Origin of the sequence: Gimesia benthica, assembly GCF_009720525.1 — a bacterium.
Classification (GTDB): domain Bacteria; phylum Planctomycetota; class Planctomycetia; order Planctomycetales; family Planctomycetaceae; genus Gimesia; species Gimesia benthica.
Map to the genome: position 1 here is coordinate 305009 of NZ_CP043930.1, position 20780 is coordinate 325788.

General features: G+C 55.6%; 18 protein-coding genes. 7 read left to right on the forward strand and 11 right to left on the reverse strand.

Translation table 11 applies throughout. The annotated features are described in order from the left end of the window. Positions 1 to 60: 60 nt before the first annotated feature. The 7 genes from F1728_RS01345 to F1728_RS01375 all read right to left on the reverse strand — a co-directional run bounded on the left by F1728_RS01345 (position 61) and on the right by F1728_RS01375 (position 10499). Positions 61 to 1965 (reverse strand): glycosyltransferase family 39 protein, encoded by a 1905-nt coding sequence (locus F1728_RS01345; protein ID WP_155362572.1) that lies wholly within the window; start codon positions 1963 to 1965, stop codon positions 61 to 63. A gap of 172 nt (positions 1966 to 2137) precedes the next feature. After that, positions 2138 to 2515 carry a hypothetical protein gene (locus F1728_RS01350; RefSeq protein ID WP_155362573.1) on the reverse strand — a complete coding sequence of 126 codons (378 nt, stop codon included), beginning with the start codon at positions 2513 to 2515 and terminating at the stop codon, positions 2138 to 2140. Positions 2516 to 2679: 164 nt separating this feature from the next. Continuing rightward, complete coding sequence (locus F1728_RS01355; protein ID WP_155362574.1) at positions 2680 to 4131, reverse strand: DUF1501 domain-containing protein; 1452 nt, start codon at positions 4129 to 4131, stop codon at positions 2680 to 2682. A 3-nt stretch (positions 4132 to 4134) separates the two neighbouring features. Beyond that, the gene (locus F1728_RS01360) at positions 4135 to 7401 is read right to left on the reverse strand and encodes a DUF1553 domain-containing protein (RefSeq protein WP_228030452.1); all 3267 of its coding nucleotides are present in this window, start codon (positions 7399 to 7401) and stop codon (positions 4135 to 4137) included. Positions 7402 to 7558: 157 nt separating this feature from the next. Then, positions 7559 to 9418: an ArnT family glycosyltransferase gene (locus tag F1728_RS01365; protein ID WP_155362575.1), complete on the reverse strand. Its 1860-nt coding sequence runs from the start codon at positions 9416 to 9418 to the stop codon at positions 7559 to 7561. 133 nt (positions 9419 to 9551) lie between these two features. Continuing rightward, complete coding sequence (locus F1728_RS01370; RefSeq protein ID WP_155362576.1) at positions 9552 to 10061, reverse strand: NUDIX hydrolase; 510 nt, start codon at positions 10059 to 10061, stop codon at positions 9552 to 9554. A 93-nt stretch (positions 10062 to 10154) separates the two neighbouring features. Beyond that, the gene (locus tag F1728_RS01375) at positions 10155 to 10499 is read right to left on the reverse strand and encodes an FHA domain-containing protein (protein ID WP_155362577.1); all 345 of its coding nucleotides are present in this window, start codon (positions 10497 to 10499) and stop codon (positions 10155 to 10157) included. Positions 10500 to 10909: 410 nt separating this feature from the next. Here F1728_RS01375 and F1728_RS01380 point away from each other — a divergent pair, with 410 nt between their 5' ends. From F1728_RS01380 to F1728_RS01410, 7 genes are all read left to right on the forward strand, one after another. Continuing rightward, on the forward strand, positions 10910 to 11365 hold the full coding sequence (locus tag F1728_RS01380) for a hypothetical protein (RefSeq protein WP_155362578.1): 456 nt from the start codon (positions 10910 to 10912) through the stop codon (positions 11363 to 11365). A gap of 258 nt (positions 11366 to 11623) precedes the next feature. Continuing rightward, on the forward strand, positions 11624 to 12208 hold the full coding sequence (locus F1728_RS01385; protein WP_155362579.1) for a glutathione peroxidase: 585 nt from the start codon (positions 11624 to 11626) through the stop codon (positions 12206 to 12208). Between the two features lie 133 nt (positions 12209 to 12341). Further along, positions 12342 to 13511: an iron-containing alcohol dehydrogenase gene (locus F1728_RS01390; RefSeq protein WP_155362580.1), complete on the forward strand. Its 1170-nt coding sequence runs from the start codon at positions 12342 to 12344 to the stop codon at positions 13509 to 13511. A 136-nt stretch (positions 13512 to 13647) separates the two neighbouring features. Further along, on the forward strand, positions 13648 to 14940 hold the full coding sequence (locus tag F1728_RS01395) for an SGNH/GDSL hydrolase family protein (protein ID WP_155362581.1): 1293 nt from the start codon (positions 13648 to 13650) through the stop codon (positions 14938 to 14940). 36 nt (positions 14941 to 14976) lie between these two features. After that, positions 14977 to 15900 (forward strand): 1-phosphofructokinase family hexose kinase, encoded by a 924-nt coding sequence (locus F1728_RS01400; RefSeq protein ID WP_155362582.1) that lies wholly within the window; start codon positions 14977 to 14979, stop codon positions 15898 to 15900. Next, positions 15897 to 16601, forward strand: coding sequence for an ABC transporter ATP-binding protein (locus F1728_RS01405; RefSeq protein WP_155362583.1), 705 nt, complete (start codon positions 15897 to 15899; stop codon positions 16599 to 16601). Before F1728_RS01400 ends, F1728_RS01405 begins: the two co-directional genes overlap by 4 nt. A gap of 121 nt (positions 16602 to 16722) precedes the next feature. Then, positions 16723 to 17088: a SpoIIAA family protein gene (locus F1728_RS01410; protein ID WP_155362584.1), complete on the forward strand. Its 366-nt coding sequence runs from the start codon at positions 16723 to 16725 to the stop codon at positions 17086 to 17088. Between the two features lie 27 nt (positions 17089 to 17115). On the opposite strand, the gene F1728_RS01415 is transcribed toward F1728_RS01410, so the two are convergent. From F1728_RS01415 to F1728_RS01425, 4 genes are all read right to left on the reverse strand, one after another. Then, the gene (locus tag F1728_RS01415; protein ID WP_155362585.1) at positions 17116 to 18645 is read right to left on the reverse strand and encodes a bifunctional aminoglycoside phosphotransferase/ATP-binding protein; all 1530 of its coding nucleotides are present in this window, start codon (positions 18643 to 18645) and stop codon (positions 17116 to 17118) included. Positions 18646 to 18764: 119 nt separating this feature from the next. Next, the gene (locus F1728_RS31440; RefSeq protein ID WP_228030453.1) at positions 18765 to 18905 is read right to left on the reverse strand and encodes a hypothetical protein; all 141 of its coding nucleotides are present in this window, start codon (positions 18903 to 18905) and stop codon (positions 18765 to 18767) included. Next, entirely contained in the window at positions 18896 to 19507 is a 612-nt protein-coding gene (locus tag F1728_RS01420; RefSeq protein WP_228030454.1) for a class I SAM-dependent methyltransferase, read from the reverse strand. The genes F1728_RS31440 and F1728_RS01420 overlap by 10 nt, the downstream gene beginning before the upstream one ends. A 51-nt stretch (positions 19508 to 19558) precedes the next feature. Continuing rightward, the gene (locus tag F1728_RS01425) at positions 19559 to 20755 is read right to left on the reverse strand and encodes a DUF3419 family protein (protein ID WP_155362586.1); all 1197 of its coding nucleotides are present in this window, start codon (positions 20753 to 20755) and stop codon (positions 19559 to 19561) included. Positions 20756 to 20780: the final 25 nt, after the last annotated feature.

Here is a 20780-nt window from a genome sequence, read left to right on the forward strand (position 1 = left end):
CTGGATGAGAGTGTACGAGAGCACGCAAGCGAAGATTCAGCCGATTCCAGCAGCCTGCCTTCAGCGCAGCCCCGGCTCGGCCTCGTCTGCCTGCGATTGTGCTTTGACTCGTTGCTCGTACTCCTGCCGCATTTCGATGCTGACCTGAATCACCGTTTCCAGGGCCTGTCTGGCTTCGGGGCTCTGCAGGTCAAACAGGAACATGGAGTAACCGACCCGCTTCAGGGGAGTCAGCGAACGGAAATCCTGATAAGGGTCTTTCCCGGAATACAGACCCTGCAGATAGTTGGCCGAGATCACAAGATACTTCCAATGCTCCGGATTGGTCGGCATCCGCTCCCGCATATTGAAGGCTTCAATTCCATACGATTCCGGCAACGCAGTACCAAAGTAGCAGATCAGACAGCGTTCCCGGTCTGCGGGGGGAAGTTCCTCCAGGGCCGCTCTGGCCGCCGGCAGATCCTGTCCCCAGTCCAGATTGGAATCGAGCAGGTACTGATAGCCCGACTCGGGACCACCGGCGAGTCGATTGAAATACGACAGATAGTGCGGCCTGACCGTCTGCAGCGCAACAATTTGAAACAGGATACAACCTCCACAAAACAGGTAGAGCACCGCTTTCTTCTTCTGCAGCCAGGGCCAGATCTGATCGACGGTAAACAGAATCAGCAGCGGATAGAAAATCAGCAGGTAACGTTGCCCCAGATTCAATCGGCTCATCAACGCCAGCGTCAGCAGTACCGCTCCCGCCAGCAACCAGACACAGGGCGCGTGTGGCGTCGGCGCGATTTCTGTGGTTTCGTCTTCTGTGGAGGGTGCTTCGATCTGATCCCTGGCTAAAGTGGGCAGCAGAGTTTTCCGGGCAGGCTGCCACAAAAAGGGAATCAAAATCAGTGTCAGCACGGTGAAGACCAGTTCGACCGGCGTACTTTTCCAGAGCCAGACCAGCAGAAAATAATACCACCATCCATCTTTGGAGACCTCTCCGTGGAGATACGCCGGATGCCCCTCCGAGTTGTGTTCGATCTGATGCAGAATGCCCCACAGGGGAGCCGGACTTTTGAGCTCCCGGTGAGCCACGTCCATGATCTTTTGCGCCGTAGGGCCGCGTCCGAGAATGCGGATCCAGGGTGAATCGTCCTGCGTGCGGGCATAGGGCATCGCCTTCAATGGTCCCGCGAAAGCGAACAGATGAAAGGCCCAGGTAAGCGGCATCATCAGCAACAGGAACAGGGTAAACACAACAATCACACGCTGACACAACTTCCACAGCTGTGACGCGGAAAGCTCCTTAAGCTGCTGCTGTGCTGCTGCCAGGACGATCACAACCAGCACGCATGGCAGTAGAAAAATACCCGAGTACTTCGCGGAAATCGCCAGCGCCACCGTCAATGCCACCCAGAACAGGGTCCGGATCAACGGTCGTTTCCAGTAGCCGGTTAAAGCCGCCAGCGCGAGCAGTGCCATCAGTGTAAAACAGGAGTCTGTCGTGGCCAGAGAAAAATGAGCCAGCATCACCGGTGAGAACGCCAGCAGAGCCGCCCCCAGCAATCCGGCCAGGTATCCCCGTCGTCGATAAAGCCACACATATACGACGAGCATGCTGGAAATGCCGACCAGCAGAGCATTCATCAATCGGGCCCGGTTGATCAGCGGAGGATCGGTCAGTTCCCCCTTCCAGATAAAGGCGCGCGAAACACCACCGGTGGCCCAGACTGCCGGATAGTAATTCAACAGAATCGGCAGCGGTGCCACTCCCTTGCGAGGCAGACGCTGATCCAGTTCCCCCTGATGTACTGTCTGCAGCGCTGCACTCAGGTAAAACGTCTCGTCAAAAGTCGGGCTTTTCACCGTGCGAAAGGCACCAGTCTGTACGAGGATCAACAGGGAGAAGAACAGGGGAGTTCCCCAGACGAGAATCCGCATACTCAAACTGTTAGCTGGTCTGGGCTCGGGAGCTGTCATCGTCTTCGGTGCGGCAATATCAGGGAGGCAAAATCATGAAACAGTGATCATTCTGCCATCATAATCGCCCCCTGGGGCAATTCCCATCAGATTTTTGCCAGTTTCACCGATTTGCAGTGCTGATAGACGCGCGTCTCCCCGGACGTATCCTCAACGCATCGATAGTACCGATTTACCGGATTAATTCCGCCTGCAGAGGCAGACTGGGGGCAACGCTTTTGATGTCGCTTTCTACCTGGGATGACTGCAGCGGGACGATGTAATATTTCATCCCGTTAATCTGCTGCTCTTTCCAGCCCGGAGGAATCGTAGCTGGAGGAGTCACGTTCTGTTGCAGATCTCGCAGCTGTACCTGGGGATATGTCGGCATGATCGTCCGCGGGCGGGTCCCTTCCAGCTGCTCAACCCGCTGCTCCAGCTGTTCGATACGTTTCAGCAGAGCCTGCACTTTGTCCTGATCCGACTCCGCCTCAGGTGCACTCCACAAGCTGTTGGAAACCAGACTGACGACAACCAGCACGACCAGTAGAGGAACAGACCAGCGTTTCATCTCTTGAACTCCTTGTCAGATAGTGAATTGCGATGCAGCGTCCCGGCAGAGTCGGCGACGGTCTCACTCAATGACGCGTGTCGGCACAGTCAAGTTCCCGCATTTTCCAGAAACGGCTGACTGAGGCCCGGACTCTAGCTGATTATTGATAGAGCGGCAAGAGGTTAACTCAACAGCGGCTGCGCCACGTTTCCATGCACGTCGGTCAGGCGGTAGTCGCGGCCCTGGAATTTGAACGTGAGTTTTTTGTGATCAATTCCCAGGCAGTGCAGGATCGTCGCATTCAAGTCATGCACGGGCAGCGGGTTTTCGGTGATGTTATAACTGAAATCGTCGGTCGCCCCGTAGGTCATCCCGGGCTTCATACCGCCGCCCGCAGCCCAGACCGTGAAACACCGCGGGTGATGATCGCGGCCATAATTCGACGCGGTGAGCGTCCCCTGGCAGTAAACGGTCCGACCAAATTCTCCCGCCCAGACCACCAGCGTGTCATCCAGCATTCCCCGTTGTTTCAGATCGAGAATCAACGCCGCCGTCGCCTGATCGGTCTCTCCGGTCAGCTGTTTGATCTTACTCGGCAGATTAAGATGATGATCCCAGCCCCGGTGATACAGTTGAATGAACCGCACACCCCGTTCGGCGAGCCGCCGGGCCAGTAGACAGTTCGCGGCGTACGTGCCCGGTTGTTTCGCCTGTTCTCCATACAGCGCAAAGGTCTCGGCTGATTCCTGCGACAGATCGGCCAGTTCTGGAACCGAGGTCTGCATCCGAAACGCAAGTTCGTACTGGGAGATGCGAGTCGCGATTTCGGGATCGCCTTTTTCCTCGAGCGCAATCCGATTCAGCGTCCCCAGTTCATCCAGCATCTCGCGTCGCAGCTCGGAGTCGATCCCCGGCGGATTCGAGAGAAACAGCACCGGATCACTGGAACGTCGGAACTTCACCCCCTGATGTTTCGTGGGCAGAAATCCGCTTCCCCATAGACGATCATACAGAGGCTGTCCGCCCGCTCCGGAAGTGAGTGCCACAAACGTCGGCAAATCCCGGTTCTCGCTCCCCAGTCCATAAGATATCCAGGAACCCATACTGGGGCGTCCCGCCTGAATACTGCCGGTCTGCAGAAACGTGATCGCGGGGTCGTGGTTGATGGCTTCGGTGAACAGCGATTTGACCACGCAGATCTCGTCGGCAATTTTCGCGGTGTGAGGCAGCAGTTCACTCATCCAGGTACCAGCTTCTCCCTGCTGGGCGAACTTGAACATCGAGGCTGCAATCGGAAAGCTCTTCTGGCCGGAAGTCATCCCCGTCAGCCGCTGGCCCTGGCGGATCGAATCTGGGAGTTCTGTCTTGTGAAATTTCTTCAGTCCCGGTTTATAGTCCAACAGATCGAGCTGCGAAGGTGCCCCCGACTGACTCAGGTAGATCACCCGTTTCGCCCGTGCGGGGAAGTGCAGACCGCTGCTGACAGCCGGCTTCGATTCAGCCGCCTGCAAAATGTCTGTCTGTGATTCCGTAAGCAACGTCGCGAGCGCTGCCAGCCCCACACCGGCGGTGTTCTGGCGCAGAAATGACCGGCGATTGACCTGCATTGTCAGTTGATCTGTCATGTTCTGCATCGGTTATTCCCTGTTAATGGTCTCATCCAGGTTTAATATCAGACTGGCAATCACCGTGTAAGCCGCGTGCTCCGCAGGGTCGTACTGAATCGCCGACCGCGACTCACCCACGTCGAGGAACTTCCGCGCCGCTTCAGGCTGGGCTGCGAATCGGCTGTGATAATGCTCCCAGCCTTTAAGGAAGATAGCCAGCTCGCGTTCGCTCGGCTCACGCGCCAGCACGACCCGCATCGCGAAACGAATCCGTTCCGCCGGCGCCTGGACTTTCTGTTTGAGCATCCGCTCGGCCAGCTTGCGGGACGCTTCGACATACGTCACATCGTTGAGCAGCGCCAGGGCCTGTAGAGGCGTATTGGTCCGCGAACGTTTGACGATGCAGGTCTCGCGAGACGGGGCATCGAAGGTCGCCATCGTCGGGGGAGGCACGGTGCGTTTCCAGTAGGTATACATACTCCGGCGATACAGATCGGCTCCGGTTCCCGGCTCATAGATCTGACTGGCGATCTCCTTCCAGACTCCTTGAGGTTGATAGGGTTTGACCGAAGGACCGCCGATCTCGGGACGGAGCAGACCGGAGACAGACAAGGCCTGATCGCGAATCATCTCCGCAGGCAATCGCAATCGGGCCGCCCGCGCCAGCAGTCGGTTCTCGGGATCCGCTTTCAACAGGGCAGGCAAGACATGCGATGACTGCCGATAAGTCGCGGATGTGACAATCAGTTTCTGCAGTCGTTTTACATCCCAGCCGGTGCGAATGAACTCGGTCGCCAGCCAGTCGAGCAGTTCGGGATGTGTTGGCCAGGAACCCTGGGAACCGAAGTCTTCGGTTGTCTTGACCAGGCCATTCCCGAAATACATCTGCCAGTAGCGGTTCACGATCACCCGGGCCGTCAACGGATTCGCCGGATCGACGAGCCAGCGGGCCAGCCCCAATCGATTGCGGGGCAGGTCGGCGGACAACGTTCCCAGGCTGGCCGGAATGTCGGCAGAGACCTGCTCGCCCGGTTTGTCGTATTCACCTCGCATGAGCACGAAAGTGGGCTGCTTTTCGTCCTGCTCCCGCATCACCATGCTGGTTGGCAGACGACGTTCCAGGGCAAACTGTTTTTCTTTCAGAGACCGCAAATTAAAGAAAGCGAGACGGTATTCCGTCGGCGCCCGATATGTCATGAAATAGCGTGTCACTTTCAGCTGCTGGGCTGCACTTCGTTTGTTAACAGGAATCTTCAGGATTTCGGGGACCGACTCTCGCACCAGGTCGAGGGTCACCCAGTCTGAAGTCAGCTGCGTTCGGTAGATTCGGAAATCGTCAACCAGCCCGCGAAAGTAATCGCGATCGTGATAGGCCCCAAACACAAACGGCGCAGGAAACGCAAACCCGCCGGTCAGATAGTCGAGTTTGACTTCCAGTTCGTGTGGCTCTCCATTGACATACAGCTGGAAGTCGCGTGCCTGTGAATTCCCCGCATAGGTGAGAACCACATGCGACCAACGGTTCAGTTCGAGCTTGTCGCGGGCTGCCAATAATACCGCATCGTCGAGCCAACGCGGCCCCATGTTGATCTGCAGTCGTCCGGCTTCCAGAAAGATCCGAAAACCGCTCTCATCCTGCTTCGGTGTCAGTGATGCCAGAATCGTCCCGTCTGGCTGCGCAGGGTTGACCTGAAAGACGACCGAGAACGGATCTTTGTCACTCAAAATCGGCTTCGCGTCCCCTTTCAAATGGACAGGCTTTTGACCATCCAGTTTGACACCCTGTGGCTCTCTCAACTCTTTAACTTCATGCTGTTCGGAGCCATTGAGTTTCAGCGCCTGTCCTTCTGCAGTCGGCTCGAATTGGGCCTGACTGGTCGATCCATCCCGATCGTATCTCTCCACATCACTTGAAGCGTTGGTCCGGTTTGCATAGTAATCCATCTGTTGTTTACCGATGACCTGCAGCTTCAGCTCGCCGTTAAAGTCAATCCGGTAGGCCAGGTGCTGCTGCGGATATTTGAGCTCCAGGTCGGCTGAAGGCTGCTTCGCTTCCCATTGTTTCTGCAGACTCTTCAACTCTGGCTCTGCGGACTTGAGCTTCCGTTCCAGTTCGCTGATCTGCTGATTCAATGCTTCCAGTTTCTGCTGTTGGGCAGCAGTCGGTGCTTTCACGAAGGGGGCCGCATTACCATATTTGATTACACGACCCCGTTCGGGAATGTTATTGAAAAAGGCGATCAACTGGTAAAACTCTTTCTGCGAAACTGGATCGTACTTGTGCTCGTGACAGCGGGCGCATCCCACCGTCAGTCCCAGCCAGACCGTCCCCGTGGTCTCGACCCGATCGACCGCGTATTCCAGCAGGTATTCATCAAAGATGATTCCCCCCTCGGAATTGGCTCGATGATTGCGATTGAAACCGGTGGCAACCAGTTGATCCAGCGTAGGGTTCGGCAGCAGATCCCCGGCCAGCTGTTCGATGGTAAACTGATCAAAAGACTTATTGCTGTTGAATGCATTGATCACCCATTCGCGCCAGCGCCACATATGCCGTTCCCCGTCGGTCTGATAACCGCTGGTATCAGCAAAGCGGGCCGCATCGAGCCACTCCAGCGCCATCCGCTCGCCATAATGGGGTGAGGCCAGCAGACGATCTACCCGGCGTTCGTAAGCTTCAGGAGACTCATCCTGAAAAAACGCGTCCTGCTCAGCCAGGGCAGGGGGGAGACCGGTCAGATCCAGGCTCAGTCGGCGGAGCAGCGTTGATCGATCGGCTGCAGGAGAGGGTTTCAACCCCTCTGCTTCCAGCCGTGCCAACACGAATGCATCGATGGGATTACGCACCCAGGCCTGCTGCCTGACCTGGGGAATCTCGGGACGTCGGGGCGGAATAAAGGCCCAGTGTTTCTGCCAGCGGGCACCCGCATCGATCCAGCGTTTGATGGTATCGATCTGGTCTGCAGTGATCTGCTTCTCGGACGACGGTGGAGGCATTACCAGTTCCAGGTCAGTCGTCAGCAGCCGTTTGAATAATTCACTCTCAGCCGCGTTTCCGGGAAGCACCACTCCCGGGTCAGCCGTAGTGCCCAGGAGACCGCTCTCCTGATCGAGCCGCAGTTCGGCCTGGCGTTGAGAGGCATCGGGGCCGTGACACTGAAAGCAGAGATCGGAAAGGATCGGCCGCACATCGCGGTTAAACTCGATCTCGCCTCCGCGTACAGAGGACGAGCCCGTCAGAAATAATCCGAGCAGGCCCGCAGCGCAAACCAGTCCCGGCAATCGCAGTCTTATCACAGCAGTCCCCACTTTGGTTAGAACAGGAGGCGAACCACAGTCTCAGCGACATATTAAGATTCGTTTATTCTAACAGGTGACCGCAGCCGGAACCATAGTCTCAACAAAAGTCTGGGGACACAGATCTCCCGGACCAGACTCATAAATGACAATCTCGCTATTCTTTCTCCTGCTCGTCCATGTGGTCCTGATAAATTTTCAGGCACTTTTTCAGGGCCTTTTTCGCTTCCAGACTCTGCAGATCAAAGACGTAAATCGAATAGTTGGCCATTTTGAATGGTTCCAACTTCCGGAATTCAGCACAAGGATCGTCCCCATGCGCATATAGTCCCTGTAGATGATTCGCCGAGATAATCATGTATTTCAACTGGTCTGGATCAACAGTATGATGGTCGCGGATGTGAACTGCTTTAATCCCGTACAGATCTGGTCGGGCGGTTCCGAAGTAGTAAATCAATGAGTTCTTCTGATCTTCGAGCGGCAACTCGTCCATAATCTTCTTCAGAGCAGGCAGGTCCTGACCCCAGTCGAGGTTTGAATCCAGCAGGTATTTGTGCCCCGCACGAGGTCCGCCAATTCCATCATTGAAGTAGGACAGATAGTCGGGTTGAACTGAAACGATGGACTGCACCTGAAAACCGATCAAGGCCACGGACAATGTGACCAGCAGTACCCGCTTTCCCTCAAACCAGCGCCACATCTGATCGATGCTGAACAGACACAACAGGGGATAGAGGAGCAGCAGGTAACGTTGTCCCAGATTCAAGCGGCTGGTCAAAGACATCCCCATAAAGACCACCACAGCCAGCACCCAGATCAGGGGCGCGTGGCTCGTTGGTGTGTCAACATCGGTCTGCTGTTCTTCCTCTTCGGGAAGTTCAGAAACAGGAGCGGAGGCAGGCCTCACCAGCCGTTTCAGATCGCCCCACAGAAAGGGGAGCAGGCACAGGCTGATCACCGTTAACAGCAGTTCCACGGGTGTACTTTTCCAGAGCCAGGCCAGGGGGAAGAAATACCACCAGCCACCCTTAGAGAGTTCACCCATCAGATAGGCATCATGGCCTGCCTCGTTATGCTGGAACTGAAACAACACCCCCGCAAAGGGAGCAGGCCGTTTAATATCATTGTGTGCGATTTCCATAATCTTCTGAGCCGTCGGGCCCCGACCGAGCATCTTGACCCAGGGAGAGTAATCGGGGGTTTCGGCATAAGGCACGTTTTTCAAAGGTCCCGTGAACGAGAACAAATGCAGCGCCCAGGTCAGCGGAACGAACATGAGCAGAAACACTCCAAAGACCAGTGTGACCCGTTTCGTCAGAGACCAGACTGCCGCTTTGGAAAATGAGGTCCATTTCTGCAAAGCGACCAGACCAACAACCAACAACGTACAAGGCAGCAGCAAAATCCCCGAGTACTTCGCGGAGATCGCCACAGAAACGGCCAGAGCAACCCAGAACAGATTCCAGCCGCCGGGTTGTTTCCAGTAATGGACCAGCGTCGCCAGTGCAATCAGCGCCATCAGTGTAAAACAGGAATCCGTCGTGGCCAGGGAAAAGTGAGCTTCCATCGTCGGGGAAAAGGTAATCAGCGCGCCTCCCAGCAGGGCCGCCAGATAACCCCGGCGTCGGTACAGCCAGCAGTACACCAGCAGCATCGTCGGTATTCCCACCAGAATTGAATTGAGTCGCCTGGCGCGTCGAATATACGTGGAATCTTTCTCATAGCTCCCCCAGGGATTCTCACGCAGGCTGCCCTCTTCATTCCAGACGACCGGCAGGTAGTCCATCATGATCGGCAGCGGTGCGACGCCTTCCCCACTGATCCGTGTATCCAGAAACCCTTGATGAACCGTCTTCAGAGCGGTGCTCAGATAGTAGGTTTCATCAAAGGTTGCACTTTTGGAATTGCGAAACGCAGCGGTCTGCTGCAGGATCAGCCCGGCCAGTAGAAAGGGAGATCCCCAGATCAGAAGGAGTCCCACCAGAGTATTTGTGGAGAGGGCCGGTTTTGAGCTCATAATCGATCGCACTTAGATGAGGAGAAAGAGAATCAGCCCGAATAATACTACCCTGGACACAAAAAGCATACACAAGTTTCAGGGTTTCCCGTTACGCTGTCTGATGACCTTCCCGCATACCCCGCGTAGACGGTCAATCCCGGTAACAGGCACGGTACCAGCGAAAGAGCTGCCTGAAAGGGGGCGTGAAACCTTCCGCGTTTTCATCCAGCATACGTTCGATGTCAGCCAGCTTGAAAAATTCAGCGCGTTCAATCTCAACCGGATCAAACGTGAAGGGGCCATCGGAAACGGTGCGAAACAGCACCGTATGCTCATAAGCGTTATGGGGTGTTCCGGGAAATTTCGCCAGTCGCTCCAGGGGTGTCGTGATGCCGATCTCCTCCTGCATCTCACGTCGAGCCGATTCGGCATAATCCTCGCCGGCACTCAGATGACCGGAAGCGGAGGAAGTGTAGGTCAGGGGATACTCGTCTTTGGTCGCGGCGCGATACTGCAGCAGCAGTTCTCCGCGGGAATTGAAGACAAAAATATTTGCGGCACGATGCAGGAGCTTGCGGGCGTGTACGACCGAGCGGGGCAGTTGTTCCAAGACCCGGTCGTCCGCATCAACAACATCAAACAGTTCTTCAGAGTGAGACATGGCTGCTTCGATTTCTCAGTAGAAATTCAACGTGCAGGAATCGATTCCACTGCACTGTCAGCCAGGGGAGAGGTCCGCCTTCAGGCGGAATCGTTAAACCGGGTTCTCGGAGAAATAGCTCTCTTCGAAACTTTCCTGACCTTCGCCATCATAGTAACTGATGACATAGTTGGCCATTCCGATGGTCAGAATATCGCCCGGGTAGAGGGGAGCTTCATGCACGGTTTCCGAGTTCACCATCGTACCGTTGGTCGATTCCAGGTCACGTACGCGAACGGAGTTGTTCAAGAAGGTCAATTCACACTGCTGGCGGCTCATCATCGGATCCAGCACACGCAGATCACAATTGTTACTTCTTCCCATTACAACGGGTAACTCATCAACACTGACCTCGATATCCGGTAAATCGGGATGATCACTGATAAGATGAATTTTCATGGAAGGAACCTTCTTACGCTCAGGCGAAACATAGTCCAAAGTCTTGGCTCAACAATGTTTGCCTTCAGGGGCGGGTGTGTAGGGGGCAGGTGTCTTTGGGGATTGTATTAGTTGTGCAGGCTCACCTTACATACGTGAGCTCTTATGCGTAATTCTACAACTTCCATTCTACGCATGCAATGGGAAACAGGAAAAAGATCATAAAATCTGAATTTCCCTCAGAATTCCACAAATCTGCGGTTCCCCTAATAGCGTGGAATCTGGGCTCTGCGCTCACTTTCTTCGAGGATGGGACCGTTTTCGCTGAAATCAACAACATCTGAATCTGCTGTGATGATAAAATTCGATTGGGCCATCTAGTTTCAACATCCAGAGCGCAGCATCCTCCCGCGAAAGGTTAACCGACAACAATGAGCAACTTTGTTGGTGCATTCATCCTGTTTCAGACTACCATCGAGGGAAAGCCTCACTGGCTGGTCCACTGGAACTACGAACGTCAGGAATTCATGCTCCCCGGAGAACGGAAGCGTCCCTATGAAACCTTTCAGCACTGCCTGATTTCCGAGCTGGAAAAATCTTTCGAACTGGCTCCCTTTGAAGACTTTATCATCGCCAGGGAACCACTGGCCCACCTGGCCTTCACCCTCAAAACGGATGCAGACAATACTTCCGAACACTATATCGTGGAACTGTTCGACTTCCAGGAACTGAATAGCTCGGCCCGCGAGCAACTGGAAAAAGACCTCCGCAACCGCTGGGTGAATGAACTCGAAATCGAGGCCAACTGTACCAGCGATGACTTCCCCATTTCGGAACTGCTGGGCACCCTCTACCACAAAGCCAACCTCGCCAACCGTCTCTCCTGAAGCCGTTATTCTCCCTAATCCACCAGCTGTCCGCTTCATATAAATCAGCTTCCCACCTGCAATCCCTGCAGGAATCACTTCTGTGCAATTGATTCTACTCAGGCATCAATGTAATATTTAAGTAAGGTTATCATTCTGATTCGATAACACTGGAGGGATCGTAGTGTTCTCGCACGAGGCGACGAAAAGCATCCTGTGTCTGTTTTATTAACTTACGAGCCGTGCACATTGCCCGGATCCCAAATGAGGGAGAGATTGATGAGAAGCCTCACGACCATGACCCTGCTGGCAAGCATGCTGGCACTGACCTGTTCCACTCTGATTGCCGGTCAGGATGATAAGAAATCCGTTCCCCCCGTACTCGATCGCACCATGAAGTCGCTGGACGGCAAAGATGTTGATCTGAGCAAGTACAAGGGCAAAGTTCTGCTGATCGTCAACACCGCCAGCAAATGCGGCGCGACTCCCCAGTACAAAGATCTGCAGTCACTGCACGAAAAATACAAAGACAAAGGACTGGTCGTCCTCGGTTTCCCCTGCAACCAGTTTGGTGCCCAGGAGCCCGGAACCTCAGTGCAGATTTCTGAATTCTGCACCAAGAACTACGGCGTCACCTTCGACATGTTCAACAAGATTGACGTCAACGGTAAAGACGCTGACCCTCTCTACAAGTATCTGACCTCGCAGAACACCAAGCCAAAATCCTCCGGTCCTATCAGCTGGAACTTTGAAAAGTTCGTGATCGGCCGTGACGGCGATATCGCTGCCCGCTTCCCGACTCGCACCAATCCGCAGTCCAAAGAAGTCGTCTCCACGATCGAAGCAGAACTGCAGCAGAAGTAACACACCGTAGTTCATACGGTCCCGGGGATACACTCCTTTCAGTGTATCCCTTTTTTTATGCCCCGTTCCTCGCGTGAAGTATCACCGATGCAAGCCACGGGCTGTATTTTTCTCATACACAAAAGACAGCGCCATGCACTATGATTTCTTTGCTCCCCCGCAGATTCATTTTGGCTGGGATCGTTTCCAGGAAGCAGGCACCCTGGCCGCATCCCTGGGCAGTCGGGCACTGATTATCTCCGGTTCGCGTTCCCTGGAAACTAACGGCGTGCTTGACGAATTGAAGTCGCTGCTCTCCCGCGCGGGCATCTCCAGCGAACACATCCGTACGATCTCACATGAACCGGAAGTAACCGACGTCGACCAGGTCACCAACATCCTCCAGCACCATACCCTGGGTGCAGGGGACTTTCTCATCGGCATCGGCGGTGGTTCCGGCATCGACCTTGCCAAAGCGTGTGCCGCGATGATCACCAACCGGGAAAGCGAAACCGTGCTCGATTACCTCGAAGGGGTCGGGCAGGGGCTGCAACTCAAAGCAAAACCGCTCCCTTTAATGGCAATTCCCACTACGGCAGGCACAGGCAGCGAAGCCACCAAGAACGCAGTCATCTCCAGCTACGCCCCCGCTTTCAAGAAGAGCCTGCGTTCTCCCGAAATGATTCCCGACATTATCCTCTGTGATCCGAAGCTGGCCTGTTCGGTGCCCCCCGAAATCACCGCCCGCACCGGCATGGATGCCATCACCCAGTTACTGGAAAGCTACATTTCCTGCCGTGCGCAGCCCATCCCCCAGGCACTCAGTCTGCAGGGTCTGAAGCTGGCCATCCCCGCCTTGCCTCAAGCTGTCGCAGATGGCAACTCCCGCACGGGTCGCGAGAGCATGGCTCACGCCGCCCTGCTGTCCGGCATCGCACTCGCGAACTCCGGACTGGGCATGGCACACGGCGTCGCCCCCGCCCTGGGAACCCATTGTCGCATTCCGCACGGCCTGGCCTGTGCCGTCATGCTGCCCTCGACGCTCAAAGCCAACCGCAGTGTCTGTGAAACGCAATACGCGGACATCGCCCGCCACCTCGATCCCGGACTCTCCCTCTCAGATGCGGACGCCGCCGATTCCCTGATTCAGCAGATCGAAGCCTTAAATGCCAGTATCGATATTCCCGCGACTCTATCAGAACTGGGCGTCACACGCGAACAGATTCCCGCACTCGTCGCTGATTCCCGGGGCAACAGCATGCGGGGCAATCCGCGCGAAATCTCCGACGATGAACTGACCGGTATCCTGCAGGATCTTTTGTAAGATTACTGAGGCTTCTTGAAAAATCCGCTCTCCAAATTGGGCAGTGCGCGCTCATTTCAATCTGCCTGCTGATAGGTTAAACTGGGCCTGTTAACTAATACTTTACTAGCAAGTCTGCCTCTGGAGATACCGCGCCATGCATCTGTCCTGTTTGAAGCTGCTCACAGCTGGACTCTTCCTCTTCACCGCTCTGTTTTCAAGCCAGGCTGCTCCGCCTGCTTACCACGCCGTCAAAGCCGAACAGGTGAAACCCCGTCAGGGCCTCGGCAATGTGCTTCAGAAACTGCAGCAGGGAAAAGAAGTCAACGTCGCCTATCTCGGTGGCTCCATCACCGCAGCCAATGGCTGGCGCGTCAAAACGACCAGGTGGCTCAAGGAAGCATTCCCCAAAGCGAAGATTCACGAGATCCACGCCGCCATCGGGGGAACGGGCAGTGACCTGGGTGTCTTTCGACTCCAGCGCGATGTCCTCGATCACAAACCCGATCTGGTTTTCGTCGAATTCGCCGTCAATGACGGGGGACGTCAACCCGAGGCCATCTGGGACTCGATGGATGGCATCGTGCGACAGATCTGGCAGGCAAATCCGCAGACCGATATCTGCTTCGTCTATACCTTCCGCGTGAACTACGAAAAGGAACTCCGCGAGGGAGAATGCCCGCGGGCCGCTTCCGCCATGGAACTCCTGGCCGACCATTACGGCATCCCGTCCATCAATGTCGCCCTCAAAATTGCCGAACTGGAACAGCAGGGAAAACTCAAGTACCAGTCCGATAAACCGCTGGCAGACGGCATCATCCAGTTCTCCAAAGATGGTGTTCACCCACTGGACCAGGGACACGAAATCTACACCGAAGTCATTGCCGACGCCATCCAGAAAATGGAAACAGACTCTCAACCAGTCGACCATGCCGACAAGCTGAAACAGCCTTTCGTCAAAAGCCACTGGACCAATGCCAAGATGATTCCCCTCGAACCATCCGTGCTTACCGGCAACTGGAAGAAGCTGCCCGCTGACAATATCCTGCAGAAACGCTTCGGCAATCGCATGGGACAGATCTGGGAAGCCGACGAACCCGGCAGTCGTATTACCTTCCGCTTCCGCGGAACCCAGGCAGCCCTCTACGACCTGCTCGGCCCAGACGGGGGACAGGTGCTGATCACCGTTGACGGCAAGCCGAGCCAGAAACCGGTGGCCCGCTTTGACAGCTACTGTACCTACCATCGAATTTCGACGCTTCGACTGGCACAGAATCTGGATCCGAACCAGGTTCATACCGTGACCGTTGAAATTCATCCCGAACAGCCAGACCGTACGCCGGTCGCATTTCGCCTCAAAAACCCGGATGAAGAATTAAAATCTCCCAAATACCAGGGAACCCACATTCGCGTTGGTCAGATTATGCTCCGTGGCGAACTCGTTCCCTGAACCCGTTCCCATGGATCTTTGTGAAGGATTGATACCATGATTATCGCAGCCGGCTTAAGTCCGGCCTGGCAGCAGATTCTGGAAGTAAGCTCCCTGGAAACAGGTGAGGTCAACCGCTGTCAGTCTGCGCAATGGACCTCTTCCGGGAAGGTCATCAACGTCGGCATCGCGGTGCGGCACCTGGGAACTCCCTGCGAGACGATCTACCCGGCGGGAGGCTTCGCGCGGGAGCTGATCTCGAACGAACTCGAACAGCTGGGCGTCTCATCCTGCGTCATCCCGCAACAGACGCCGACCCGGGTCTGCACGACGATCCTGGATCGTTCCACCGGTAAGACCACCGAACTGGTTGAAAACGCACAGCCGATCACCGCAGAGGAACTGGCGGCTTTCAAAACGGAATACCTGAAGCACCTCAAGTCTGCCCAGGTAGTCGTGCTCACCGGCTCGCTTCCCGCAGGGACCCCCTCCAGCTTTTACAGCGATCTGATCGCCGAGACACATTGTCCCGTGATTCTCGACGCTCGCGGGCCGGAACTGGAAGCAGCCCTCGAAGAAAAACCGTTCCTGGTGAAACCCAATCACGAAGAACTGGAACGCACCCTGATGACCAAACTCGCTGATACCGAGACGCTCATCAAGGGTATGCAGGAGATCAACGAACGAGGCGCCACCTGGGTCGTGATTTCGCAGGGGAAAGACACTCTCTGGGCCACCTCGCGGGAACACGTCTATCGCTTCACCCCCGCCCGGGCGGAAGTTGTGAATCCGATTGCCTGTGGCGACAGCCTGGCTGCGGGCATCGCGGTGGCCCTGCATCGTGGTAAACCGGTCCCTGCTGCCATCCGCCGGGGAATGGCAGCTGCCGCCGACAACCTGACGCAGCTCCTGCCCGCCCGCCTGTCGGAAAAGCGGATGCAGACCTTTTACGATCAGATCGAAGTGGAGCAGATCACTTGAGTGACTCGACGGAAACAGACCAGGATTGTCTGCTGGAAGCCTGCTCCATCGGCCGCCAGACCACTGCAGGGGAGTGGCTCGTCCGAGACTTGTCACTCCAGGTCCATCCCGGCGATCGGATCGCGATTGTCGGTCCCACCGGTTCAGGGAAGTCACTGTTCCTCCGATCCCTGGCCATGCTGGATGAGATCCAGGCGGGAGACATTCTGTTTCAGAATGCCCCCGTCGCCGACAAAGACCTGCCCGCCTACCGCAGCCAGGTCGTCTATCTGCAGCAGCGGCCCGTGCTCATCGAAGGGACCGTGGAAAGCAATCTGAAATTCGCACTGCAGTTTCATATCAACCAGGATAAATCCAACAATGTCGACGCGGTTCTGGAACTGCTCAGCTCCTTTGAACGACCCAACGGGTTCCTCAAGCGGAAATCCAGTGCCCTCTCAGGGGGAGAAGGGCAGATCGTCGCTCTGCTGCGGGCCCTGATTCTCGCCCCGCAAATCCTGTTAATGGACGAACCGACGTCCGGCCTCGATCCACAAACCACGCGGCAGTTTGAGCAGATCATTCAACAGTGGCTTGAGACCTCTAACCAGCGTCCGGCCTTCGTCTGGATCACCCACGATCACGCGCAGGCAGAACGTGTCGCCACGCAGCTCATGTCCTTTCCAGCCGGCACCCTGGAACCAGTTCCGACAACTGCCTGAACCAGGGCAATCGGGTTTATCAAGGAACAGTGAAATCTGTCCATTACGAATTGGAAACCAGCCCTGATTTAATTATGCTGGAGACAGTAAGTATTTCTCTCACATTTAAAGGAGACAAGCGATGTCACTTGAGATCATACACCACGCGACCGAGAACTACGTGGAAATCAGCATGTCCGGCAAGCTGGTCAAAGAAGATTACCACGACTTCACTCCTACGATTGAAACACTGATCCAGCAGCACGGCCCCCTGCACATGCTGGTCGTGCTCCACGACTTTCATGGCTGGACCATGGAAGCCATCTGGGAAGACATCAAGTTCGACGTCAAGCACTTCAAAGACATCGGCAAACTGGCCATGGTCGGCGAGAAGAAATGGGAAGAGGGCATGGCCATGTTCTGTAAACCCTTCACCTCCGCCAAGGTCAAATATTTCGACCTGCACGAACTGGACGCCGCCCGCACCTGGATTTCGGAAACGGAATAATTCACCGCTTCCTCCAGCATTCGGTGTCTAACCAGTCACCAGTTGAACCAGCATTTCAGTCGTCCATTCCTGCTTTGTAGGGAGGACGGCTGAAACCGCTTGTTCCTTCGCCGTCAGTGGTTCGCGGACATCGAGCTGCAATTGCAGCACATCCCGAGTCGCATCCGAGGGATCTTCTTCGTACGCCTGCCGGTCTTCGATCCGCTGCTCCAGCACATCCTGTTCAGCTTCAAAACAGAGCAGCACAAACCGGACTCCCCGAGCTGCCGCCAGTTCGCTGAACAGGGAACGCTGCCAGACCTGCAGCGTCGTCGCATCGACGATCACCGACCAGCCCGCGTCCAGAATCGTCTCGGCCAGTTCCACCAGCCGCTGATAGGTCAACTCGGTCACTTCGGAAGTATAGAGACGCTCGTCGGGAATCTCCTGCTCCGTCTGTAATCGCTTCCGCTCCACATCCGAACGCACGCGAATGGCAGACATGCCTTCCAGCAGCAAACCGGTCCCATACGATTTCCCACTTCCCGAAACGCCATGCGTCAGAATCAACAGAGGCTCATCCCGCGTCACATACTTGCGGGCCAGCTTCAGATAAGACCAGAACTCCTCACGGATCTCCCGGGTTTCAGCCGGCGAAAATTCATGCTGACTCAGTCGTAACGCCGCCACCTTGGCGCGAACCATCGCCCGATACGAGAGATAAAACCGCAGCAGAGGCACACCGGCGTAGTCACCCGTCAGTTCGAAGTAGCGATTCACAAACCGCATCGCAAAATCGGGGCGTCCCCGGTCTTCCAGGTCCATCACCACGAACGCCACCTCGCTCATCACGTCGGTCCACCGCAGGTCGGCGTTGAACTCGAGGCAGTCGAAAATCGTCACCCCGCCTTCATTGAGGATCATATTTCCCAGGTGCATATCGCCGTGACATTCCCGAATAAAGCCCTGCGTTTTCCGCTCCGCCAGCAAGCCTTTTGCGGATTCATGCCAGCGATCATTCTCGGCGCGAATCTGCTCCACCATTTCGCGGACCTCGTCATCGTCGCCAAACAGTTCGTCCACATGCCGAAAGTTTTCCTTAACGGGCGCCATGACCTTATCCGGCGTTCCGTAAGGCAAGTCACTATCCGCGACCGCAGCCCGACCGTGAAACTCAGCGACTTCTTCAGCCAGGCGATCGATGTGCCCGGCAGTTAACCGATCTTCACCAATCGCTTTACTCAGTAGATCATCCTGAGAAAACTGGACCATCTGCACCGCGTAATCGATGACTTCCCCCGCGCCATCCAGTTCCGGTGCTTCTTCAGTTCCGGTGATGGGAATCACCTTGAGATACAAATCGGGCGCAAGACGTCGATTCAGCCGAATTTCCTCGTGGCAGTACTGCTCCCGCAAAGCGAGTGTGGTGAAATTCACAAAGCCCAGATCGACCGGCTTTTTGAGTTTGTAAGCATACGGCCCCGTCAACAGTACCCAGGAGATGTGCGTCTCCAGGACCTGGAACTCGTCTACCTCATGTGCGAAGAGCGATGGATTCTGCAGCGATTCAATCAACATCTGGTCGGCATCCTGTACGTGGCTCTGATTCTCATTCGTGACACACCGCGTATCATAACAGAATCGGAACCGAGCGCAGAGGGCAGCCGACGACAGTCACCATAGATTCCGTTTAATCCTCAGACGGGCTTGCGGACAATCAGACTGTAATAAGGTACTTTCAGCAGAGGCACAAACGGCAGACTTCCCTGACACTCTTTCAGTGAAACCAGTTCAAACCGGTCGAGCAGGTAAGGCAGGTGGTCCGCATTCAGAAACACGTTATCTCCCGCAAACCAGGTCGGCCAGAAATGACGTTGAAACCAGCTGTGCCGTCGCAGGGTTTCAGCGGGGTACTTGCGGGAGACATAAAAATCGACAATCGCCAGCAGCCCCCCGGTCGTAATAACTCCCAGGCCCGATTCACCGCCTGAAACCAGTCGGGAATCATCGTCAGGGAATAGGAAAACGTCACGAGGTCCACCTCCGTTTCCGCAGGTGCGAACTGTGTGGCATCCGCGCAAACCGCAGACACCCGTTCCCAGCCCCGGTCCGTTATCCGCTGCTGACAAACATCCAGGAGAGGCTGACAGAGATCGACCAGGTAAACCTGACGAAACTCCTGCAGGCGAGGTCCCCACAGTTCAGCATTTTCTCCCGTGCCGGCTCCCAGATCGACCCAGACGCCATTCTCGAGAACCGGCAGACTTTCGAACAACTCACAGCGACCATGCAGCAGTTTCCGACGAAACTGATCATAGCCCGCTGCCTGTCCGGAATAGAAAGAGTCCAGCCGTTCGGCGTGCGTCTGCCCTTCGATCCGCGAGGCCAGCAAATGCCACAGCGTCCGGACATCATTCCAGCGTCCACTCAGATAACTCATCGGGCGATTCCTTTCCGCGCGAGTAAAAGCCGCTTCCTCTTCGGCATCAGATCAGACCTGCAGATCGGCAATATAAAAACTACCATACGTATTCACGCGATCCCGCTCGTGCAGTTCGTCCGCGAGTTGACTCTGGTAACGGAGCATTTCTCCCACCCGGGCCGTCTTTCCCTGGTGCTGCACCTGCAGCGGATCGATGAAATCGACCTGCATGCCTGCACTCCGCCAGATGATACGCGTCTCTTCTGCCGCCCGGTTCACAATCGCCTGCCACTCACTCTGGAGTAACTGAGGTTGAGCCCCGGCCATCCAGTCCATATGATCCAGCAGCACATAACGGGAAATCGTACCCTGGTGCTGATTCAGGAACCCTTCCACGGTATTCGTATTCACGCTGATCCGGTCGACCAGTCCCCCTTTGAGCCGTTCGAAGTTTTCGCGTTTGAGATACTCCGGACAGCATTCGGGATCATAACTCCCCGTCAGATAGACGCGCCAGAAATAGTTATCCCGCAGCGAGCGACTGGTGAAGACCGTCTCAATCCGATCGATCACGAACTGCACGATTCCGCCCGGATACCCCTGGTCAATCTGAGTCCGTTGCGCCCGGGGCACACCCAGCATTGAGAGCGTCAGATCGCGCCGCATCCACCATTTGATCATCCGCGTCCAAAGCTGTTCATTCAGGTTGCGCGACTGATAAATCGAGGTCTGCTCATCGATGTCCTGTGCGGAGAGCAGGGAATTGATATCTTCCCGGATCTTAGCCACCCGGTCGATATAACCGTTGACCATCCAGGCAAACAGACCGGAAGAGCCGCGAAAATAAAAGCTGGGGCGTTTGCCTTCGCTGGAGAAGAAATCCCCATGTCGGTCCCAGTATTTCCGCGTGAGCACGGACAGCTCGCACCGCAGCTTCTGACCATACAGGTGCTCCCAGTTGGCAGAATTCCCGCGACCGAACAGATCGAAAAAGTCTTCGAAATCCAGGTTGCGAATCGCAGCCAGTTTCAGTTCAAGCAACGCATTCTGCTTGGGATTCATATCCACCGCATGCACCCGTCGCGGTTCGTCGAGCAGATAATCCAGAGCATTACACCCCGCGGATGTAATCACCATGACTTCGTCATCCGGTCCGAGTTTTAACGCTTGGCGGTCCAGGCGCGGGTCCTCCCAGCAGGTGTTATAAACGAGGTTTCCCTGATGAACCCATTGAAAACTCTTACGACTGATCCGTTCTGCAATCATGGAATCTGCTCCGACTGGACAATAA

What these genes read in the sequence shown, in the direction of transcription:
- F1728_RS01415 (WP_155362585.1), bottom strand. Translation starts at nt 18,645, where the DNA reads ATGTTGATTGAATCGCTGCAGAATCCATCGCTCTTCGCACATGAGGTA.
- F1728_RS01395 (WP_155362581.1), top strand. Translation starts at nt 13,648, where the DNA reads ATGCATCTGTCCTGTTTGAAGCTGCTCACAGCTGGACTCTTCCTCTTC.
- F1728_RS01355 (WP_155362574.1), bottom strand. Translation starts at nt 4,131, where the DNA reads ATGCAGAACATGACAGATCAACTGACAATGCAGGTCAATCGCCGGTCA.
- F1728_RS01390 (WP_155362580.1), top strand. Translation starts at nt 12,342, where the DNA reads ATGCACTATGATTTCTTTGCTCCCCCGCAGATTCATTTTGGCTGGGAT.
- F1728_RS01380 (WP_155362578.1), top strand. Translation starts at nt 10,910, where the DNA reads ATGAGCAACTTTGTTGGTGCATTCATCCTGTTTCAGACTACCATCGAG.
- F1728_RS01400 (WP_155362582.1), top strand. Translation starts at nt 14,977, where the DNA reads ATGATTATCGCAGCCGGCTTAAGTCCGGCCTGGCAGCAGATTCTGGAA.
- F1728_RS01370 (WP_155362576.1), bottom strand. Translation starts at nt 10,061, where the DNA reads ATGTCTCACTCTGAAGAACTGTTTGATGTTGTTGATGCGGACGACCGG.
- F1728_RS01410 (WP_155362584.1), top strand. Translation starts at nt 16,723, where the DNA reads ATGTCACTTGAGATCATACACCACGCGACCGAGAACTACGTGGAAATC.
- F1728_RS01375 (WP_155362577.1), bottom strand. Translation starts at nt 10,499, where the DNA reads ATGAAAATTCATCTTATCAGTGATCATCCCGATTTACCGGATATCGAG.
- F1728_RS01420 (WP_228030454.1), bottom strand. Translation starts at nt 19,507, where the DNA reads ATGAGTTATCTGAGTGGACGCTGGAATGATGTCCGGACGCTGTGGCAT.
- F1728_RS01345 (WP_155362572.1), bottom strand. Translation starts at nt 1,965, where the DNA reads ATGACAGCTCCCGAGCCCAGACCAGCTAACAGTTTGAGTATGCGGATT.
- F1728_RS01425 (WP_155362586.1), bottom strand. Translation starts at nt 20,755, where the DNA reads ATGATTGCAGAACGGATCAGTCGTAAGAGTTTTCAATGGGTTCATCAG.
- F1728_RS01350 (WP_155362573.1), bottom strand. Translation starts at nt 2,515, where the DNA reads ATGAAACGCTGGTCTGTTCCTCTACTGGTCGTGCTGGTTGTCGTCAGT.
- F1728_RS01365 (WP_155362575.1), bottom strand. Translation starts at nt 9,418, where the DNA reads ATGAGCTCAAAACCGGCCCTCTCCACAAATACTCTGGTGGGACTCCTT.
- F1728_RS01385 (WP_155362579.1), top strand. Translation starts at nt 11,624, where the DNA reads ATGAGAAGCCTCACGACCATGACCCTGCTGGCAAGCATGCTGGCACTG.